The following is an 18,130-nucleotide window of genomic DNA, read 5'->3' on the forward strand; positions in this document are numbered from 1 at the left end:
TCGGTCGGCTCCTGCTCAGTAGGCGGAGACGAGCTTGCCGTCCTGCACCTTCAGGTACTGGTTCACACTGAACGAGTCCTCGCCGCGCTTCTTGTCGCCGAGGTACGAGGTGTAGCCGTACGAGACGCTCCCGTCCTTCGTGCTCGTCACCATCACGGTGCCGGCGCGCGACGCCTCGACCTCCAGCTCGGGCATCGACGTGACGTCGTACTGCACGCCGCCGTCGGCGTCGTAGGGCCCGTACCAGGGGCAGCCGCTCAGGGCCCGGAGCTCGGTCTTCTCGGCGCAGTCGTCGATGAGGTCGGTCACGTACTGCTCGGCGTCCTGCTCGAGTGCCTTGGTCGCCTTCGGCGCGAAGTCGACGTAGCCCGACGTGACCGCACCCACGGCGACCTTCTCGGTGCCGCCGGTGAAGTACTTCGTCCCGCCGACCGAGACCTGGTAGGTGCCGGGGTAGGCGAGGGACGTGAACTTGCCGTCGCTGATCTCCCCGATCTCCTTGCCGCCGACGGTCACCGGAGCGCCCTCGAGGACGTCCGAGGCCGTCAGGGTGACCTGCTGGGCCAGCGGCTGGGTGACACGCCACTCGTCCTTCACCAGGAACGAGGTGCCCGTGCGCCGCAGCGACACCTGGCCGGAGCGGTTCTTGCCGTCCTGGGTGTAGCTCAGGGTGGCGATGGCGGTGTCACCGGTCCGGGCGACCCGGCCGACGCGGATGTCCGACGGGCGGTCCTTCGCGCTCCCGAGCACCTTCGAGTCGAGCATCGCCGCGTCGTCGGGGATCTCGCTCAGGTCGGCGGCGGAGTCGGCGTCACCGCTGGCGATGGCCTGCACGTAGGACTTCACGGTCGGCGCCGGACCCCAGACGTTGGCGCGGAGGACGCTCGTCGTGACCGCACCGGCGATGACGACGACGATCACGGCGCCACCGGCGATGAGCGAACGGACCAGGATCTTCTTTGCCCGCGGGGACATCGGTGCCGGAGCGGGGGCACCACCGCCGATGAACGGCTGCGACCCGTCGGCCGGTTGTGCGCCGTACGGGGGCAGCGTGCCGTAGGGCGGCTGCGACCCGGCAGCCGGCTGCGTGCCGGAGATCGACTGCACTCCGTACGCGGGCTCCTGGGCAGGCGCGGCCGACGGGTACGGCACGTGCTGGTCAGCGGCCGGGGGAGTGTTCCACGCGGCGGCAGCCGGCGCGTCCGCGGCGACAGGCGCGCCGGGCGCAACGGGAGCGCCGGGCGCGACGGGAGCACCGGGCGCGGCCGGGTCGACGGGCGCGACGGGCGCACCCTGGCCGGCAGCGGGCCCGGCCGGGAACGCCGGCGGCACGACGGGGCGGGGGTCCGCTCCGACCAGGCGGGACGTCCGGAGCACCACGGCTCCGCCGAGGCGGGGCAGGAGCACCGGGGCGAGGTACCGGGCGACGACCTCGATCGCGCCGCCCCACAGGGCGAAGACGATCGGCGTCCACGGCGCGATGCCGATCGACCCCGAGCCGTCCACGGAGCTCGTGCTGCTCACCTGGTACGAGACGACGCCGGTGCCGAGGACGAAGCAGAGCAGACCGAGTGCGAACCACACCAGCGGCGTGACGACCCAGTCGAGCGTGGTGCGGATCCGGTCGTTGCGGCGGACGGCGAGGGCGAGCCCGGCCGCGACCGAGGTGACGACGACGAACAGCACGACGAGCCAGGTCCAACCACCGGCTCCGCCGAACACCGAGGCGGTGTCGCTGGCGGACCCGAAGCCGGACGTCCCCACACCACCGAAGAACCCGAGCGCGGTCAGCCCGATCGCGACGTTGCCGAGCAGGAGCGGCAACGCGGAGCCGTAGGACGGCTGGGCGATCAGGGCGACGACGATGACGACGAGGGCGACCAGCACGACGAGGACCGTGAGCTGCGACGCGGCGACCCGGAGCGTGCCGAGCAGGCGGGCGGTGAAGACGTTGCGCCCGGCGAGGACGGAGGGCCGGGCGAGGAGTGCCGCCAGGGCCCCGATGACGAACGCACCGATGATGCTGCCGAAACCGACGGCGTGCACCGGCTCGATGACCGCGCCGGACACCGACGGGAACCGGATCGCGAAGAGGCCGGCGGCGACGTTCGTGAGCACGGTGGTGACGAGGCCGGAGACCACCGCGGTGACGAGCACCTGCGTGCGGCCGAGGCCACGCGTGCGGATCCGGCGGGTGAGCACGACGGCCAGGACGACCTGCGCGGCGAGCACCAGCGCGGGCACCACGGCGAGCGAGCCCGAGCCGGAACCGAGGAACCCGATCGACCCGGACAGGTGCAGTCGGCCGAGGTCGGCGAGGGCCACGAGCTGCGCCGGCGCGCCGAGCAGGACGCTCACGCCGGACAGCAGGGACTCCACGTCGGGAGCCGAGCCCGCGCCGAGGTCGGTGCCGGACCCGGTGGACGGAGCGGCCGACCCGCTGCCGCCCGACGCGAGCAGTCCGACGGTGATGAGCAGCGAGAGCCCGGCGACGACGTACGCCGCGACCCAGCCGCCGACGGCGGCGAGCACGGCCGCCAGCCAGTCGCGACCGGACACGGACCGCAGGAAGCGACCGAACGCATCGGACGGCTGCGCGGCGGGGGCGGGCTGACCCGACCACTGCTGCGGGCCTCCAGGCTGCTGCTGCCAGGCGGGCTGGCCGTTCCAGGCGGGCTGGCCGGAAGCGGGCTGGCCCGATCCGGGCTGGCCGGTACCGGGCTGGCCCGGACCGGGCTGCGACGGCGGGACGGGCTGGTTGGGCGGGTTCTCGCTCACGGCTGGGGGTCCTCTCCGACCGGGAGGCCGGCGCCGCACTCCAGCACCCGTGTCCCCCCGACACGTGCCTGCAGCGTAGCGGACCCGCCGATCCGCCGTGAATACGCTGTCCCCACGCTGGTAACTTCGGCAGCGCACCCGGCGCAGCACGCCGGACCACCCGGCGCACCACGCCGGCCGTCGCACCCGACGCACCGACGCACCCGACGCACCCGGCCCCGGCCGGGCGGAACGGAGATCACACCACCCCATGCCTGCAGACCGCACCGAACAGACCCGCTACTCGTTCGTCGTCGCCTCCAACCGACTCCCGGTGGACCGCGTCGTCGACCAGGACGGCAACGAGGGCTGGCGGCACTCGCCGGGTGGCCTCGTGACCGCCCTCGAACCCGTGATGCGCGCGAACGACGGAGCCTGGGTCGGCTGGGTGGGGCAGGCCGAGGTCGAGGTCGCACCGTTCGACAACGAGGGCATCCACATCGTCCCCGTCCCGCTCTCCGACGACGACGTCGAGGAGTACTACGAGGGCTTCAGCAACGACACGCTCTGGCCGCTGTACCACGACGTCATCGAGCACCCGAGCTACCACCGTGACTGGTGGAACGCGTACAAGCGCGTGAACGAGCGCTTCGCCGCGCAGATCGCCGAGATCGTCGAGCAGGACGGCATCGTCTGGGTGCAGGACTACCAGCTGCAGCTCGTGCCGGCCCTGCTCCGCGCCAAGCGCCCCGACCTGACGATCGGCTTCTTCAACCACATCCCGTTCCCGCCGGTCGGCATCTACGCGCAGCTGCCGTGGCGTGCGCAGATCCTCGACGGGCTGCTCGGCGCCGACGTCATCGGCTTCCAGCGCCACGACGACGCCAGCGACTTCCTCCGAGCGGTCCGCCACATCAAGGGCTACACGACCAAGGGCACCACGATCGACGTCCCGGTGGACGACCCGGCAGCCCCGCGCAGCCGCAAGGGCATCACGGTCCGCCACGTCGAGGCCAGGCACTTCCCGATCTCGATCGACGCCGAGAGCTTCGAGGCGATCGCCCGCAAGCCCGAGGTGCAGGAGCGTGCGCGCGAGATCCGCGAGAGCCTGGGCAACCCGAAGACGGTGCTGCTCGGCGTCGACCGGCTCGACTACACCAAGGGCATCCGCCACCGCATCAAGGCCTTCGGCGAGCTGGTGGAGGACGGCCGCATCGCGGTCGAGGACGCCACCCTGATCCAGGTCGCGAGCCCGAGCCGCGAGCGTGTCGACTCGTACGCGGCACTCCGCGACGAGATCGAGCTGAGCGTCGGCCGCATCAACGGCGACCTCGGCGTCATCGGCCACCAGCCGATCTCGTACCTGCACCACGGCTACCCGCGCGAGGAGATGGTGGCGCTCTACCTCGCTGCCGACATCATGCTCGTCACCGCACTGCGCGACGGCATGAACCTCGTCGCGAAGGAGTACGTCGCCGCCCGCTTCGACAACGACGGGGTGCTCATCCTGTCCGAGTTCGCCGGTGCGGCCGACGAGCTCAAGCAGGCCGTGATCGTCAACCCGCACGACATCGGGGCGCTCAAGGACTCGATCGAGCGCGCCATCCAGATGCCGCGTCGCGAGCGGTCGACGCGCATGCGCGCGCTCCGCAAACGCGTCCGCGACAACGACGTGGCGCGCTGGTCGCGCTCGTTCCTCGAGGCGCTCGACCGGCACGCGCCGCGGAACGCCCAGATCGACCCGTCCGCCGCCGACCCGCGCGAACAGCACCGCGAGGCGCAGACCGACAACATGTCGATCTTCGACCAGGACGCCCAGTCCGCCAGGGCTGCCGAGGACACCCGGGAGGCACGTGATGACTGAGACCACCACCGACCAGTCCGCCATCGACGCGGCCCTCGAGACGCTCGCGGCTGCGCCGCGACTGATCGTCGCCCTCGACTTCGACGGCACGCTGGCCCCCTTCGCCGACGACCCCTCGCAGGTCGGGGCGCTGCCCGGGTCGTGGGCCGCGGTCCTGACCCTGCACCGTGCGAAGGACACCGAGGTGGTGCTCGTGTCGGGGCGTCCCCTCGGCAGCCTGGCCGCGGTGACCCACGCGCCGGAGGACATGGCGCTCGTCGGTTCGCACGGCGTCGAGTGGCGCGTGGACGGCCACGACGAGGCCGCGCTGTCCGATGACGAGGTCGAGCGTGTGGCACGGATCGGTGCGGCGCTCGACGCGGTCGGTGAACGGTTCCCGGGCGTCGTCATCGAGCACAAGCCCGCCGGGCACGGGGTGCACACGCGCCGCGTCTCCGCCGAGGTCGCGGCCGAGGCGAACGCGGCGGCGAGCCGCGCGGCGCACGAGGCCGACCCCGAGGTGCTCGAGCGCGGTGGCAAGGACATCGTCGAGTTCGCGGTGCGCCACGTCACGAAGGGCGACGCGATCGCCCGGCTCCGCGAGCTGCACGGTGCCGACGCGGTGTTCTTCGCCGGCGACGACGTCACCGACGAGGACGCCTTCCGCGTGCTCGGCGACGGCGACGTCGGGGTGAAGGTCGGGCCGGGCCAGACCCGGGCCGGGTACCGCATCGCCGACCCGGCGGCCCTGACCGGGGTCCTGAAGCAGCTCGCGAGGCTGCGCGCAACCCGCTGATCACGGCCCCCGAGCATGAGAATGCACGGGGGTGCACGGCTGGTATCCCAAAGCGTCCTAGACTCATCCCATGCCTGATATCGACGTCAAGCCGCGCAGCCGGGTCGTCACCGACGGGATCGAAGCAACCACCTCGCGTGGCATGCTGCGGGCCGTCGGTATGGGAGACGAGGACTGGAGCAAGCCGCAGATCGGCATCGCGTCCTCGTGGAACGAGATCACGCCGTGCAACCTGTCGCTCGACCGCCTCGCGCAGGGTGCGAAGGAGGGCGTGCACTCCGGTGGCGGCTACCCGCTGCAGTTCGGCACCATCTCCGTCTCGGACGGCATCTCGATGGGCCACGAGGGCATGCACTTCTCCCTCGTCTCGCGTGAGGTCATCGCGGACAGCGTCGAGACCGTCGTCAACGCCGAGCGCCTCGACGGCACCGTCCTGCTCGCCGGCTGCGACAAGTCGCTCCCCGGCATGCTGATGGCCGCCGCGCGACTCGACCTGGCGAGCGTGTTCCTCTACGCGGGTTCGGTCATGCCGGGCTACGTGAAGCAGGCCGACGGCACGATGAAGGAAGTCACGATCATCGACTCCTTCGAGGGCGTCGGTGCCTGCAAGGCCGGCACCATGAGCGAGGAAGAGCTCAAGAAGATCGAGTGCGCCATCGTCCCCGGCGAGGGCGCCTGCGGTGGCATGTACACGGCGAACACGATGGCTTCGGTCGCCGAAGCGCTCGGTATGTCGCTGCCGGGCTCCGCCGCTCCGCCGAGCGCCGACCGTCGCCGCGACTACTACGCGCACCGCTCCGGCGAGGCCGTGGTGAACATGCTCGAGCACGGCATCACCGCCCGCCAGATCCTCACCAAGGAAGCCTTCGAGAACGCGATCGCCGTCGCGATGGCCCTCGGCGGGTCGACGAACGTCATCCTGCACCTGCTCGCGATCGCCTACGAGGCCGAGGTCGAGCTGTCGCTGGACGACTTCAACCGCATCGGCTCGAAGGTCCCGCACCTGGCGGACATGAAGCCCTTCGGCAAGTACGTCATGGTCGACGTCGACCGCAACGGCGGCATCCCCGTGATCATGAAGGCGCTGCTCGACGCGGGCCTGCTGCACGGCGACTGCATGACCGTGACGGGCAAGACCGTCGCCGAGAACCTGGCCGAGATCGACCCGCCGGCACTCGACGGCGAGGTCTTCCGCACGCTCGACAACCCGATCCACGCCACCGGTGGTCTGACGATCCTGCAGGGCTCCTTCGCCCCCGAGGGCGCCGTGGTGAAGACCGCGGGCTTCGACGCCTCCGTCTTCGAGGGCCCCGCCCGCGTGTTCGACCGCGAACGCGCGGCGATGGACGCCCTGACCGAGGGCAAGATCGAGAAGGGCGACGTCGTCGTCATCCGCTACGAGGGCCCCAAGGGTGGCCCGGGCATGCGCGAGATGCTCGCCATCACCGCGGCCATCAAGGGCGCGGGCCTCGGCAAGGATGTACTACTCTTGACCGACGGTCGATTCTCAGGCGGCACAACCGGCCTGTGCATCGGCCACATCGCACCGGAAGCAGTGGACGCAGGTCCAGTCGCTTTCGTTCGTGATGGCGACCGCATCCGTGTCGACATCGCGGCTCGCTCGCTCGACCTACTGGTCGACCCGGCCGAGCTGGAGGCCCGCCGTGACGGCTGGGCCCCGCTGCCCCCGCGCTACACCCGCGGAGTCCTCGCGAAGTACGCCAAGCTCGTGAAGTCCGCCGCCCAGGGCGCGGTCACGGGCTAGCGTCCGACACCCGCACCACCGCCACCACTCAGGTAAGGACCACTCATGCCCACGGAAGCAACTCCGTTGTCCGCGGCCGCCGGTGCACGCCGGTCGCCGGAGATCCTCACCGGCTCGGGAGCCGTCCTCCGGACGCTCGAGCACCTCGGGATCACCGACGTCTTCGGCCTGCCCGGCGGCGCGATCATCCCGTTCTACGACGAGCTGATGGCGTCGACCACGATCCGCCACATCCTCGTCCGTCACGAGCAGGGCGCCGGCCACGCCGCCGAGGGCTACGCCTCGTCGTCCGGCAAGGTCGGGGTCGCCATCGCGACGTCCGGCCCCGGCGCGACGAACCTCGTCACGGCCATCGCCGACGCCTACATGGACTCGGTGCCGTTCATCGCGATCACCGGCCAGGTGTTCTCGACGCTGATGGGCACCGACGCGTTCCAGGAAGCCGACATCGTCGGCATCACGATGCCCATCACGAAGCACTCGTTCCTGGTCACCGACCCGGCCGACGTGCCAGCGACCCTCGCCGCGGCACACCTCATCGCGACGACCGGTCGGCCCGGCCCCGTGCTGGTGGACATCACGAAGGACGCCCAGCAGAAGTCGGCTCCCTACGTGTGGCCGCCCAAGATCGACCTGCCCGGCTACCGCCCGGTGACCAAGGCGCACGGCAAGCAGATCACCGCGGCCGCGCAGCTGCTGTCCGAGTCGAAGCGCCCGGTGCTCTACGTCGGCGGCGGGGTCATCCGCTCCCGCGCGACCGCCGAGCTGCTCCGCTTCGCCGAGGCGACCGGGGCGCCGGTCGTCACGACCCTGATGGCACGCGGTGCGTTCCCGGACTCGCACCCGCAGCACCTCGGCATGCCCGGCATGCACGGCACGGTGCCCGCGGTGCTCGGCCTGCAGGACAGCGACCTCATCGTCGCCCTCGGCGCACGCTTCGACGACCGCGTGACGGGCAAGGCCGACGAGTTCGCCCCGGACGCCAAGGTCGTGCACGTCGACATCGACCCGGCCGAGATCTCGAAGATCCGCTTCGCCGACGTCCCGATCGTCGGTGACGCCCGTGAGGTCCTGGTCGACCTGCTCGACGCCTGGGGCGGCATCGCCGTCGAGGACCGCGCGTCGACCGACGAGTGGTGGGCGAAGCTCCACCAGCTCAAGACCGACTTCCCGCTCGGGTACGCCGAGCCGACCGACGGGCTCCTCGCGCCGCAGGGCATCATCAAGCGCATCGGTGAGCTCTCCGGTCCCGAGGCCGTCTACGCCTCCGGTGTCGGGCAGCACCAGATGTGGTCCGCGCAGTTCATCAAGTACGAGCGGCCCAACGCCTGGCTCAACTCCGGTGGCGCCGGAACGATGGGCTACTCCGTCCCCGCGGCGATGGGTGCGAAGGTCGCCCAGCCGGACCGTGTGGTCTGGGCGATCGACGGCGACGGCTGCTTCCAGATGACGAACCAGGAACTCGCGACCTGCGTCATCAACGACATCCCGATCAAGGTCGCGATCATCAACAACTCGTCGCTCGGCATGGTCCGGCAGTGGCAGACGCTGTTCTACGACGGCCGGCACTCCTTCACCGACCTCGAGACGGGGCACGCCTCGCGCCGTGTGCCGGACTTCGTGAAGCTGGCCGACGCCTACGGTGCCCTCGGCATCCGGGTCGAGAAGGCCGACGAGGTCGACGCCGCGATCGAGCTCGCCCTCGCGACCAACGACCGCCCGGTGGTGATCGACTTCGTCGTGAGCCGTGACTCGATGGTGTGGCCGATGGTCCCGCAGGGCGTCAGCAACTCGTCCATCGAGTACGCCCAGGCACTCGCGCCCACCTGGGACGACGAGGACGCCGACATGACGGGAGAAACCGCATGAGCCACGTCCTCTCCCTCCTCGTGGAGGACAAGCCCGGTCTGCTGACCCGTGTCGCCGGACTCTTCGCCCGGCGCGGGTTCAACATCGAGTCGCTCGCCGTCGGCAACACCGAGGTGGACGGCCTCAGCCGGATCACGGTCGTCGTCGACGTCGAGGACCTCCCGCTGGAACAGGTGACGAAGCAGCTCAACAAGCTGGTGAACGTCATCAAGATCGTCGAACTGGACTTCTCGCAGTCGGTCCAGCGCGAGCACATGCTCGTGAAGGTGCGCGTCGACAACCAGACGCGCTCGGCGGTGCTCGAAGCAGTGAACCTGTTCCGTGCCCAGGTCGTCGACGTGGCGACCGACTCCCTGATCGTCGAGGTGACCGGCGACCCCGGCAAGATCCAGGCGATCCTCCGCGTGCTCGAGCCCTACGGCGTCAAGGAGCTCGCCCGCGCGGGCCTCCTCGGCATGGGCCGCGGACCGAAGAGCATCACCGACCGGGTGCGCTGAGCGCCCGTCACACCCTTCCCGGGCGCCGATGGTGCCCGGCACCGACCACAGAACCAAGGAGACACACCCTCGTGACTGACATCGTGTACGACGCCGACGCCGACCTGACGCTCATCCAGGGCAAGAAGGTCGCCGTCATCGGCTACGGCTCGCAGGGCCACGCCCACGCCCTCAACCTCCGTGACTCGGGTGTCGAGGTGAAGATCGGCCTGCAGGAGGGCTCGAAGAGCCGGCAGAAGGCCGAAGAGGCGGGCTTCGAGGTCCACACCCCGGGCGACGCCACCGCCTGGGCCGACGTCGTCGTCATCCTCGCGCCGGACCAGGTCCAGCGCATCGTCTACGCCGAGGACATCCGCCCGAACCTCAAGCCGGGCGCGACGCTCGTCTTCGGCCACGGCTTCAACATCCGCTTCGGCTACATCGAGGCGCCCGAGGGCGTCGACGTGTCGCTCGTCGCGCCGAAGGGCCCGGGCCACACCGTCCGTCGCGAGTACGAAGCCGGCCGTGGCGTCCCCGTGATCGTCGCCGTCGAGGTCGACGCGTCCGGTTCCGCCTGGGACCTCGCGTGGTCGTACTCCAAGGCGATCGGTGGCCTCCGCTCCGGCGGCATCAAGACGACCTTCACCGAGGAGACCGAGACCGACCTGTTCGGCGAGCAGGCCGTCCTCTGCGGTGGCACCTCGCAGCTCATCCAGTACGGCTTCGAGACCCTGGTCGAGGCGGGCTACCAGCCGCAGATCGCCTACTTCGAGGTCCTGCACGAGCTCAAGCTCATCGTCGACCTCATCTGGGAGGGCGGCCTCACCAAGCAGCGCTGGTCGATCTCCGACACCGCTGAGTTCGGTGACTACGTCTCCGGCCCGCGCGTGATCTCGCCGGACGTCAAGGAGAACATGAAGGCGGTGCTCGCGGACATCCAGAACGGTGCCTTCGCGAAGCGCTTTATCGAGGACCAGGACGCCGGCGCACCGGAGTTCAAGGCGCTCCGTGCCAAGGGCGAGGGCCACCCGATCGAGGCCACCGGCCGTGAGCTCCGCGCGCTCTTCGCGTGGAAGCAGAACGACGGCGACTACGTGGACGGCTCGGCCGCGCGGTAGTCTTCCGAGAACCACTCGACCTGCGAGGCGGCGGTGCACCTGCACCGCCGCCTCGCGATGTGACCCGAACGTTATGCAGCAGCTCTTCTCCAGCCCCGACGCCACGGACCGGCGTCCCTCCGCCGTGCGCGCGGACGATTCCCGACACCCGTCGGCCGTGCTGCGCACCCGCGGTCAGGACCGCCCCGACCAGCATGGGATGATCGTTCGATGGCGGTGACGAAGCGAGCGGTCCACATCGGCGCCGGCAAGATCGGGCGCGGGTTCGTGGGCCAGTTCCTCGTGGCGAGCGGCTACGAGCTCACCTTCGTCGACGTCGACGAACGCGTGGTCTCGGCCCTGAACGAAGCCGGCCGGTTCGTGGTGCACGAGGTCGGCGAGATGCCGGTCGAGCACCTCGTCTACGGGTTCCGCGCGCTCAGCAGCAAGACCGACCGCGAGCGTGTGGTGCAGGCCATCGCCGAGGCCGACGTCGTGACCACCGCCGTGGGCGCACGCACGCTCCCGCTCGTCGCGCCGCTCATCGCCGAAGGCCTCGCGGCACGCCCGCTCGAGCGCGGCGACGTCACGATCGTCGCCTGCGAGAACGCGTTCAACGCGACCGACTCGCTGCACGCCAGCATCCGCCGCGCCCCGATCCTCGAAGACCGCGACATCGCCGCCGTCTTCGCGAACTGCGCGATCGACCGCATCGTCCCGGACCAGTCCGGTGTGCTCGGTCAGTCCGGCGGCCTCGACGTCGTGCTCGAACCGTTCTACGAGTGGGTCATCGAGCGCACCCCGTTCCTGGGCTCCGACGCCGAACCGCCGACGATCGAGGGCGTCACCTGGGTCGACGACCTGCAGCCGTTCGTCGAGCGCAAGCTCTACACGGTCAACACGGCGCACGCCACCGCCGCCTACCACGGCTACGTGCGGGGCATCCGGCTCATCCGCGAAGCACTCGAGGACGACGCCGTCCGCGCCGAGGTCGACGGGGTGCTCGCCGAGACCACCGCACTGCTGATCGCGAAGCACGGCTTCGACCCCGAGGACCACGCGCGCTACGTCGCCGCGAACCTCTCCCGCATCGCGAACCCGCACCTGCCGGACTCCACCGCGCGCGTCGGCCGCAACCCGCTCCGCAAGCTCGGCCGTCGTGAACGCTTCGTCGGCCCGGCGTCGCAGCTCGCCGAGCGCGGCCTGCCCGTGGAGCACCTGCTGGGCGCCGTCCGCGTGGCGCTCGCATTCGACGACGAGAACGACCCGGAGTCGATCGAGCTGCACGCACTCCTGCGTTCCGGGGCGACCGCGCACGCGCTGACCGAGATCCTCACGGGCCTGATGGAGAGCCACCCGCTCTTCCCGGCCGTCCGCGACGTCGTCGCCGAGGTCCTCGCGACGCAGCCGGCCGACGTCTGACGTCGGCCTCCCGGCCGTCGCTGGTCCTCCCGGTGTCGTGTCCCTCGTAGAATCGGGGCATGACCACGGCAGCATCCCCACCAGACGGGTCGATCGACCCGGACGTGCCGAACGCCGTCGACACCGACGACGCCGCCCTCAGCTGGGGTGACGCCGACGACGCCACCCACGTCGACGCGGCGCACAACCCGGTGGCGGTGCGCGAGCGCGGCGAGCGGGACCCCGAGGCGCCCGAGACCTCCGGCGCGCTCGTCGGGTTCGGTGTCTTCGGAGGCCTCTACCTCCTCTACACGGTGGCCTGGCTCCTCACCGCGTCGACGGCGTACGTCTCCGGCGTCGACACGGTCCTCACGCTCTTCGTCGAGGTGCTCCGCTTCCTCGCGATCCTCGCGCCGGCACTCTGGTTCACGGTGGTGCTCTGGGCGGCGCGCAGCAGCCGCACGCGGACCCGCCTGCTCTGGATGCTCCTCGGCGCCGTCGTGCTCTTCCCCTGGCCGTTCCTCCTGACGCGGAGCTTCGGGTGACCGGGGCAGTGCCGGCGACGACCCGCCGGAACAGCGCCCCCGTGGTCGCGAAGATCGTGGTCTGGGTCGTGTTCGCCGCGCTGTTCGCGTACATGACGGTGCAGGCCGTCGGCAACCTGACGCAGATCAACCAGCGGGTGGACGCCTTCAACGCGTTCCTCCAGACGACCTCGGGCGGCGACTCGCTGCAGACCAGCACCCCGTGGCTGTGGCTCGTGCTCGACATCTTCATCGCGCCGGTCGCGTTCGTCGCGGCGATCGTCATCACCCGGCGTTCGAGCCTGCCCGTCACGATCGCGGTGTTCGTGGTCGCCTTCGCGGGCGCCGGCGCCCTCTGGCTCGACCTCCAGCTGTTCGTCCCGACGCTGCTGGACTTCTGACGCGACCCGCCGACGGCTAGGAGGCGCGGTGCGGCCCCGCCCCGCCCCTCCTGCCCTCGTGTGGTTCTCCACAGGACCGCTCCCGCGGTCGTAACCACCGGCCCGCGTCGATAGCATGGTGGGATACCAACCGTCTCGAGTGAGGAAACAGCTGCTGTGTCGAAGCCGGTCGTCCTGATCGCCGAAGAACTCTCGCCCGCAACGGTCGACGCCCTCGGGCCCGACTTCGAGATCCGGAACGTGGACGGCACCGACCGTCCGGCGCTCCTGGCGGCGCTGTCCGACGCGCACGCCGTCCTCGTGCGGTCCGCCACCAAGATCGACGCCGAGGCGATCGCCGCGGCACCGGTCCTCAAGGTCGTCGCCCGTGCCGGCGTCGGCCTCGACAACGTCGACATCAAGGCCGCGACGACCGCCGGCGTGATGGTGGTGAACGCCCCGACCTCGAACATCATCTCGGCGGCGGAGCTCACGGTGGGGCACATCCTGTCGCTCGCACGGCACATCCCGGCCGCCCACGCCTCGCTGGCCGCCGGTGCGTGGAAGCGCTCGTCGTACACCGGTGTCGAGCTCTACGAGAAGACCGTCGGCATCATCGGCCTCGGCCGCATCGGCGCGCTCATCACCCAGCGGCTGCAGGCCTTCGGCGTGACGGTCATCGCGTACGACCCGTACGTCACCACGGCACGTGCGCAGCAGCTCGGGGTCGAGCTCGTCTCCCTCGAGGACCTGCTGCGTCGGGCGGACTTCACCACGATCCACATGCCGAGGACGCCGGAGACCCTCGGCATGATCTCGGACGCCCAGTTCGCCCTGATGAAGCCGACCGCGTTCGTCGTGAACGTGGCCCGCGGTGGCCTGATCGACGAGGACGCCCTGCACCGGGCCCTCACGTCGAACACCATCGCCGGCGCCGGCCTCGACGTCTTCGTCGCCGAGCCCCCGAAGGACTCGCCGCTCCTGGCACTCCCGAACGTCGTCGTGACGCCGCACCTCGGCGCCTCCACCGACGAAGCGCAAGAGAAGGCAGGCGTCTCGGTCGCCAAGTCGGTCCGTCTCGCCCTCGGCGGCGAGCTCGTGCCCGACGCGGTCAACGTCGCGGGCGGGGTCATCGACCCGTACGTGCGCCCCGGCATCCCGCTCGTCGAGAAGCTCGGCCAGGTCTTCACCGCCCTCGCGACGTCGCCGGTCACGAGCATCGACGTCGAGGTGCACGGCGAGCTCGCCGAGTACGACGTCAGCGTGCTGAAGCTCGCGGCGCTCAAGGGCGTCTTCACCGACGTCGTCAGCGACCAGGTCTCCTACGTCAACGCTCCGCTCATCGCCGAGCAGCGCGGGGTCACCGTCCGCCTCATCACCGAGACCGACAGCCCCGAGTACCGCAACGTGCTGACGATCCGCGGTGCCCAGTCCGATGGCCCGGCGATCAGCGTCTCCGGCACGCTCACCGGCCCGAAGCAGGTCGAGAAGCTCGTCGAGATCAACGGGCACGACGTCGAGGTGCCGCTCGACCGGCACCACGTCGTCATGGAGTACACCGATCGTCCGGGCATCGTCGCGGTCTACGGCAAGGAGTTCGGCCAGGCCGGCATCAACATCGCCGCGATGCAGATCTCGCGCGAAGCCGCCGGTGGCCAGGCACTGAGCGTCCTGACCGTCGACTCGCCCGTGCCGGCCGAGATCCTCGAGCACGTCCGCTCGGCGATCGACGCGTCCTCGCTCCGCGAGATCGACATCACGCTCTAGGGGAGTGGCGGACATGAGCAGCGCGCAGACGATCCGACTCGCGGTCATCCGTGGTGACGGCATCGGCCCCGAGGTCGTCGACGAGGCCCTGAAGGTCCTGCACGCGGTCCTGCCGGACGACCTCGTGGTGCAGGAGACCCCGTTCTCCCTCGGCGCCGCACGGTACCTGGAGACCGGCGACATCCTGACCGACGACGACATGGCAGCGATCGCGCAGCACGACGCGATCCTGCTCGGAGCGGTCGGCGGTGACCCGCGTGACCCGCGGCTCGCCGGCGGCATCATCGAGCGCGGGCTGCTCCTCAAGCTCCGCTTCGCGTTCGACCACTACGTGAACCTCCGGCCGACGACGGTGCACCCGGCCGTCCCGACGCCGCTCGCCGACCCCGGCGAGGTCGACTTCGTGGTCGTCCGCGAAGGCACCGAGGGGCCCTACGTCGGCAACGGCGGCGCCATCCGGACCGGTACCCCGCACGAGATCGCGACCGAGGTCTCGTTGAACACCGCCTTCGGTGTCGAACGGGTCGTGCGGTACGCCTTCGCGCTGGCCGACCGACGCCCGCGTCGCCACCTGACCCTCGTGCACAAGAGCAACGTCCTGGTGCACGCCGGAGCCCTCTGGCAGCGCACCGTCGCGGCCGTCGGCGCCGAGTACCCGGACGTCACGGTCGACTACCAGCACGTGGACGCGGTCACCATCCACATGGTCCGCGACCCCGCACGGTTCGACGTCATCGTCACCGACAACCTGTTCGGCGACATCATCACCGACCTGGCCGGCGCGATCAGCGGCGGCATCGGTCTGGCGGCCTCGGGCAACATCAACCCGGACGGCACCTTCCCCAGCATGTTCGAGCCGGTCCACGGTTCCGCGCCGGACATCGCAGGTCAGCAGCTGGCCGACCCCACCGCCGCGATCCGTTCCGTCGCCCTGTTGCTCGACCACCTCGGTCACGGTGACCTGGCGGCCGCGGTGACGGCTGCGGTGGAGTCCGACCTCGCCGACCGGGGCACCACGCCGCGTCGCACGGCCGAGATCGGCGACGCGATCGCCGCCGCGGCCACGGCACGCACCACCACCGCCTGAGAAGGAGTCCTCCCCATGAGCACCGACACCGCCTTCGGACTCGAGTTCGCCAGCACCCCGTCCGCCGACCGCCGCGCGGCTGCCGAGCGTGAGCAGATCCTCGCCGACCCGGGCTTCGGCAAGCACTTCACCGACCACATGGCGACGGTCGAGTGGACGCTCGACGACGGCTGGCACAGCGCGTCGATCCACCCGTACGGGCCGCTGTCCCTCGACCCGAGCGCGAGCGTCCTGCACTACGCCCAGGAGATCTTCGAGGGGCTCAAGGCCTACCGGCACGCGGACGGCTCGGTGTGGTCGTTCCGACCGGACGCCAACGCCCGACGCTTCCAGCGGTCCGCCCGACGCCTGGCGCTCCCGGAGCTCCCGGTCGAGGCGTTCGTCGAGTCGATCCGGCAGCTCGTGCAGACCGACGTCGACTGGGTGCCCTCGGCGCCCGAGACGAGCCTGTACCTGCGGCCGTTCATGATCGCGACGGAGTCGTTCCTCGGGGTCCGCGCGGCACAGGCCGTCGCGTACCACTGCATCGCGAGCCCCGCCGGTGCGTACTTCACCTCGGGCCCGAAGCCGGTGTCGATCTGGCTGTCGACGCAGTACGCGCGCGCTGGCAAGGGCGGGACCGGTGCGGCGAAGACCGGCGGCAACTACGCCTCGTCGCTGCTGCCCCAGCAAGAGGCCTACGAGCACGGCTGCCAGCAGGTGATGTTCCTCGACTCGGTGGAGGGCAAGTACCTCGAAGAGCTCGGCGGCATGAACGTCGTCCTGGTCAAGTCCGACGGCACCCTCGTCACGCCGGACTCCGACTCCATCCTCGAGGGGATCACGCGTGACTCGATCCTGCAGTTGGCCGAGGACCGCGGCCTGACCGTCGAGAAGCGCCGCGTGACCCTCGACGAGTGGCGTGACGGCGTCGCAGACGGCTCGATCACCGAGGCGTTCGCGTGCGGGACCGCCGCCGTCGTGACCCCGATCGCCGAACTCCGGGGTGACGGCTTCACGATCGGTTCGCCGACCGTGGGGGCTGGGGAACTCACGATGTCCCTGCGCGATGAACTCACCGACATCCAGTACGGCCGTCGTCCCGACCCGCACGGGTGGATGACCAAGCTGACCGACGCGTCCTGATCGACCGGCGGGCGTGGGTAGGGTCGAACGGTGAAGATCGCACGGTTCAGCAGCAAGGGTGAAGACCCCCGGTACGGCATCCTCGACGAGCGCGCTCTGGTGGTGCTCGCGGGAGACCCGATGTACCAGGGGTTCGAGACCACGGGGGAGCGCGTGGCACTCGCCGACGCCAAGCTCCTCGCACCCGTCATCCCGCGGTCGAAGGTCATCGGCGTCGGGCTCAACTACTCGGAGCACGCCTCCGAGATGGACGAACGCGCCGGCGACGACCCGGTGGTGTTCCTCAAGCCGAACACCTCGGTGATCGGTCCGGACGAGCCCATCCGCCTCCCGGCCGACATCGGACGCGTCGACCACGAGGGCGAACTCGCCATCGTGATCGGCTCGCTCGCGAAGAACGTCCGGCGCGAGGACTTCGCGAGCGTGATCCTCGGCTACACGATCGCCAACGACGTGACCGCCCGAGACCTGCAGGCTCGCGACGGTCAGTGGACCCGGGCGAAGGGCTTCGACACGTTCTGCCCGCTCGGCCCGGTGATCGAGACCGAGATCGACCCGTCGGACATCCGCATCGAGACCCGCGTCGACGGTGACCTCCGGCAGGCGGCCTCGACGAACGAGATGGTGCACGACATCCCGTCGCTCGTCGAGTTCGTGTCCTCCATCTGGACCCTCCTGCCCGGTGACGTCATCCTGACCGGGACTCCGGCCGGTGTCGGGCAGATCCGCGACGGTGAGATCGTCGAGGTCACCATCTCCGGCATCGGTTCGCTCAAGAACCCGGTCATCGCGCGGCACTGACAGCGCTCCCGAACGGCCCGTTCCCCCAGGTGGGGAGCGGGCCGTTCGTCGTTGCCGGGGGAGTGCCCAACCGCGGCGCGGAGGGCGACACGCCCGGGATGTGGGCCGGCTTGGCGCTGCCGTTCACCTCTGCGTAAAGTAATCACTCGTTGCCGCTGAGGCGGAGAACGGAACGGCCGAGACGATCATCGGGTTGAACACCTGGAGATGCAGTCCGGACGGGGTCCCGCTCAGGCAACCAACTCCTCGGAAACATAACCTCTGGTTGTGCGCCCAGGATGTTGTACAAGACGAATGCCTCTCTGGCGGAACCTTTCGGGGTCGAGCGGGGAGTGCGTCTGGTCCTTGAGAACTCAACAGCGTGCACATTGTCAATGCCAATTTATTGATTGACCTCGTGCCTGGTCGGCTTGCTGACTGGGTCATGAAGCAATTCCTTTTG

At 70.3% G+C, this 18,130-nt stretch carries 14 protein-coding genes; 13 read left to right on the plus strand and 1 reads right to left on the minus strand.

All coding sequences use genetic code 11. From position 1 onward, the window contains the following. Positions 1 to 15: 15 nt before the first annotated feature. Complete coding sequence (locus tag DEJ06_RS15555; protein WP_111039908.1) at positions 16 to 2,778, minus strand: hypothetical protein; 2,763 nt, start codon at positions 2,776 to 2,778, stop codon at positions 16 to 18. A gap of 250 nt (positions 2,779 to 3,028) precedes the next feature. Here DEJ06_RS15555 and otsA point away from each other — a divergent pair, with 250 nt between their 5' ends. From otsA to DEJ06_RS15620, 13 genes are all read left to right on the plus strand, one after another. Continuing rightward, positions 3,029 to 4,621, plus strand: coding sequence for an alpha,alpha-trehalose-phosphate synthase (UDP-forming) (gene otsA / locus DEJ06_RS15560; protein ID WP_071405817.1), 1,593 nt, complete (start codon positions 3,029 to 3,031; stop codon positions 4,619 to 4,621). After that, positions 4,614 to 5,396, plus strand: a complete 783-nt coding sequence (gene otsB, locus DEJ06_RS15565; RefSeq protein WP_111039909.1) for a trehalose-phosphatase — start codon at positions 4,614 to 4,616, stop codon at positions 5,394 to 5,396. Before otsA ends, otsB begins: the two co-directional genes overlap by 8 nt. A gap of 70 nt (positions 5,397 to 5,466) precedes the next feature. Beyond that, complete coding sequence (gene ilvD, locus DEJ06_RS15570; protein WP_111039910.1) at positions 5,467 to 7,161, plus strand: dihydroxy-acid dehydratase; 1,695 nt, start codon at positions 5,467 to 5,469, stop codon at positions 7,159 to 7,161. Between the two features lie 45 nt (positions 7,162 to 7,206). Next, positions 7,207 to 9,030: an acetolactate synthase large subunit gene (locus DEJ06_RS15575; protein ID WP_027466529.1), complete on the plus strand. Its 1,824-nt coding sequence runs from the start codon at positions 7,207 to 7,209 to the stop codon at positions 9,028 to 9,030. Continuing rightward, complete coding sequence (gene ilvN, locus DEJ06_RS15580; protein ID WP_017888842.1) at positions 9,027 to 9,527, plus strand: acetolactate synthase small subunit; 501 nt, start codon at positions 9,027 to 9,029, stop codon at positions 9,525 to 9,527. Before DEJ06_RS15575 ends, ilvN begins: the two co-directional genes overlap by 4 nt. 71 nt (positions 9,528 to 9,598) lie before the next feature. Beyond that, entirely contained in the window at positions 9,599 to 10,624 is a 1,026-nt protein-coding gene (gene ilvC / locus DEJ06_RS15585) for a ketol-acid reductoisomerase (protein WP_027466530.1), read from the plus strand. Between the two features lie 210 nt (positions 10,625 to 10,834). Then, entirely contained in the window at positions 10,835 to 12,025 is a 1,191-nt protein-coding gene (locus DEJ06_RS15590; protein WP_071405813.1) for a mannitol-1-phosphate 5-dehydrogenase, read from the plus strand. A 59-nt stretch (positions 12,026 to 12,084) separates the two neighbouring features. Next, positions 12,085 to 12,549: a hypothetical protein gene (locus DEJ06_RS15595; RefSeq protein ID WP_111047588.1), complete on the plus strand. Its 465-nt coding sequence runs from the start codon at positions 12,085 to 12,087 to the stop codon at positions 12,547 to 12,549. Further along, entirely contained in the window at positions 12,546 to 12,929 is a 384-nt protein-coding gene (locus DEJ06_RS15600; protein WP_146245885.1) for a hypothetical protein, read from the plus strand. The genes DEJ06_RS15595 and DEJ06_RS15600 overlap by 4 nt, the downstream gene beginning before the upstream one ends. Positions 12,930 to 13,085: 156 nt before the next feature. Then, positions 13,086 to 14,675, plus strand: coding sequence for a phosphoglycerate dehydrogenase (gene serA, locus DEJ06_RS15605; protein ID WP_110865397.1), 1,590 nt, complete (start codon positions 13,086 to 13,088; stop codon positions 14,673 to 14,675). 13 nt (positions 14,676 to 14,688) lie between these two features. Then, positions 14,689 to 15,762: a 3-isopropylmalate dehydrogenase gene (locus DEJ06_RS15610; protein WP_111039915.1), complete on the plus strand. Its 1,074-nt coding sequence runs from the start codon at positions 14,689 to 14,691 to the stop codon at positions 15,760 to 15,762. Positions 15,763 to 15,777: 15 nt separating this feature from the next. Then, positions 15,778 to 16,887, plus strand: coding sequence for a branched-chain amino acid aminotransferase (locus DEJ06_RS15615; RefSeq protein WP_027466537.1), 1,110 nt, complete (start codon positions 15,778 to 15,780; stop codon positions 16,885 to 16,887). Between the two features lie 30 nt (positions 16,888 to 16,917). Beyond that, positions 16,918 to 17,688: a fumarylacetoacetate hydrolase family protein gene (locus DEJ06_RS15620; protein WP_027466538.1), complete on the plus strand. Its 771-nt coding sequence runs from the start codon at positions 16,918 to 16,920 to the stop codon at positions 17,686 to 17,688. Positions 17,689 to 18,130 lie beyond the last annotated feature (442 nt).

This window comes from Curtobacterium sp. MCLR17_051 (genome assembly GCF_003234395.1).
Taxonomy (GTDB): Bacteria; Actinomycetota; Actinomycetes; order Actinomycetales; family Microbacteriaceae; genus Curtobacterium; species Curtobacterium flaccumfaciens.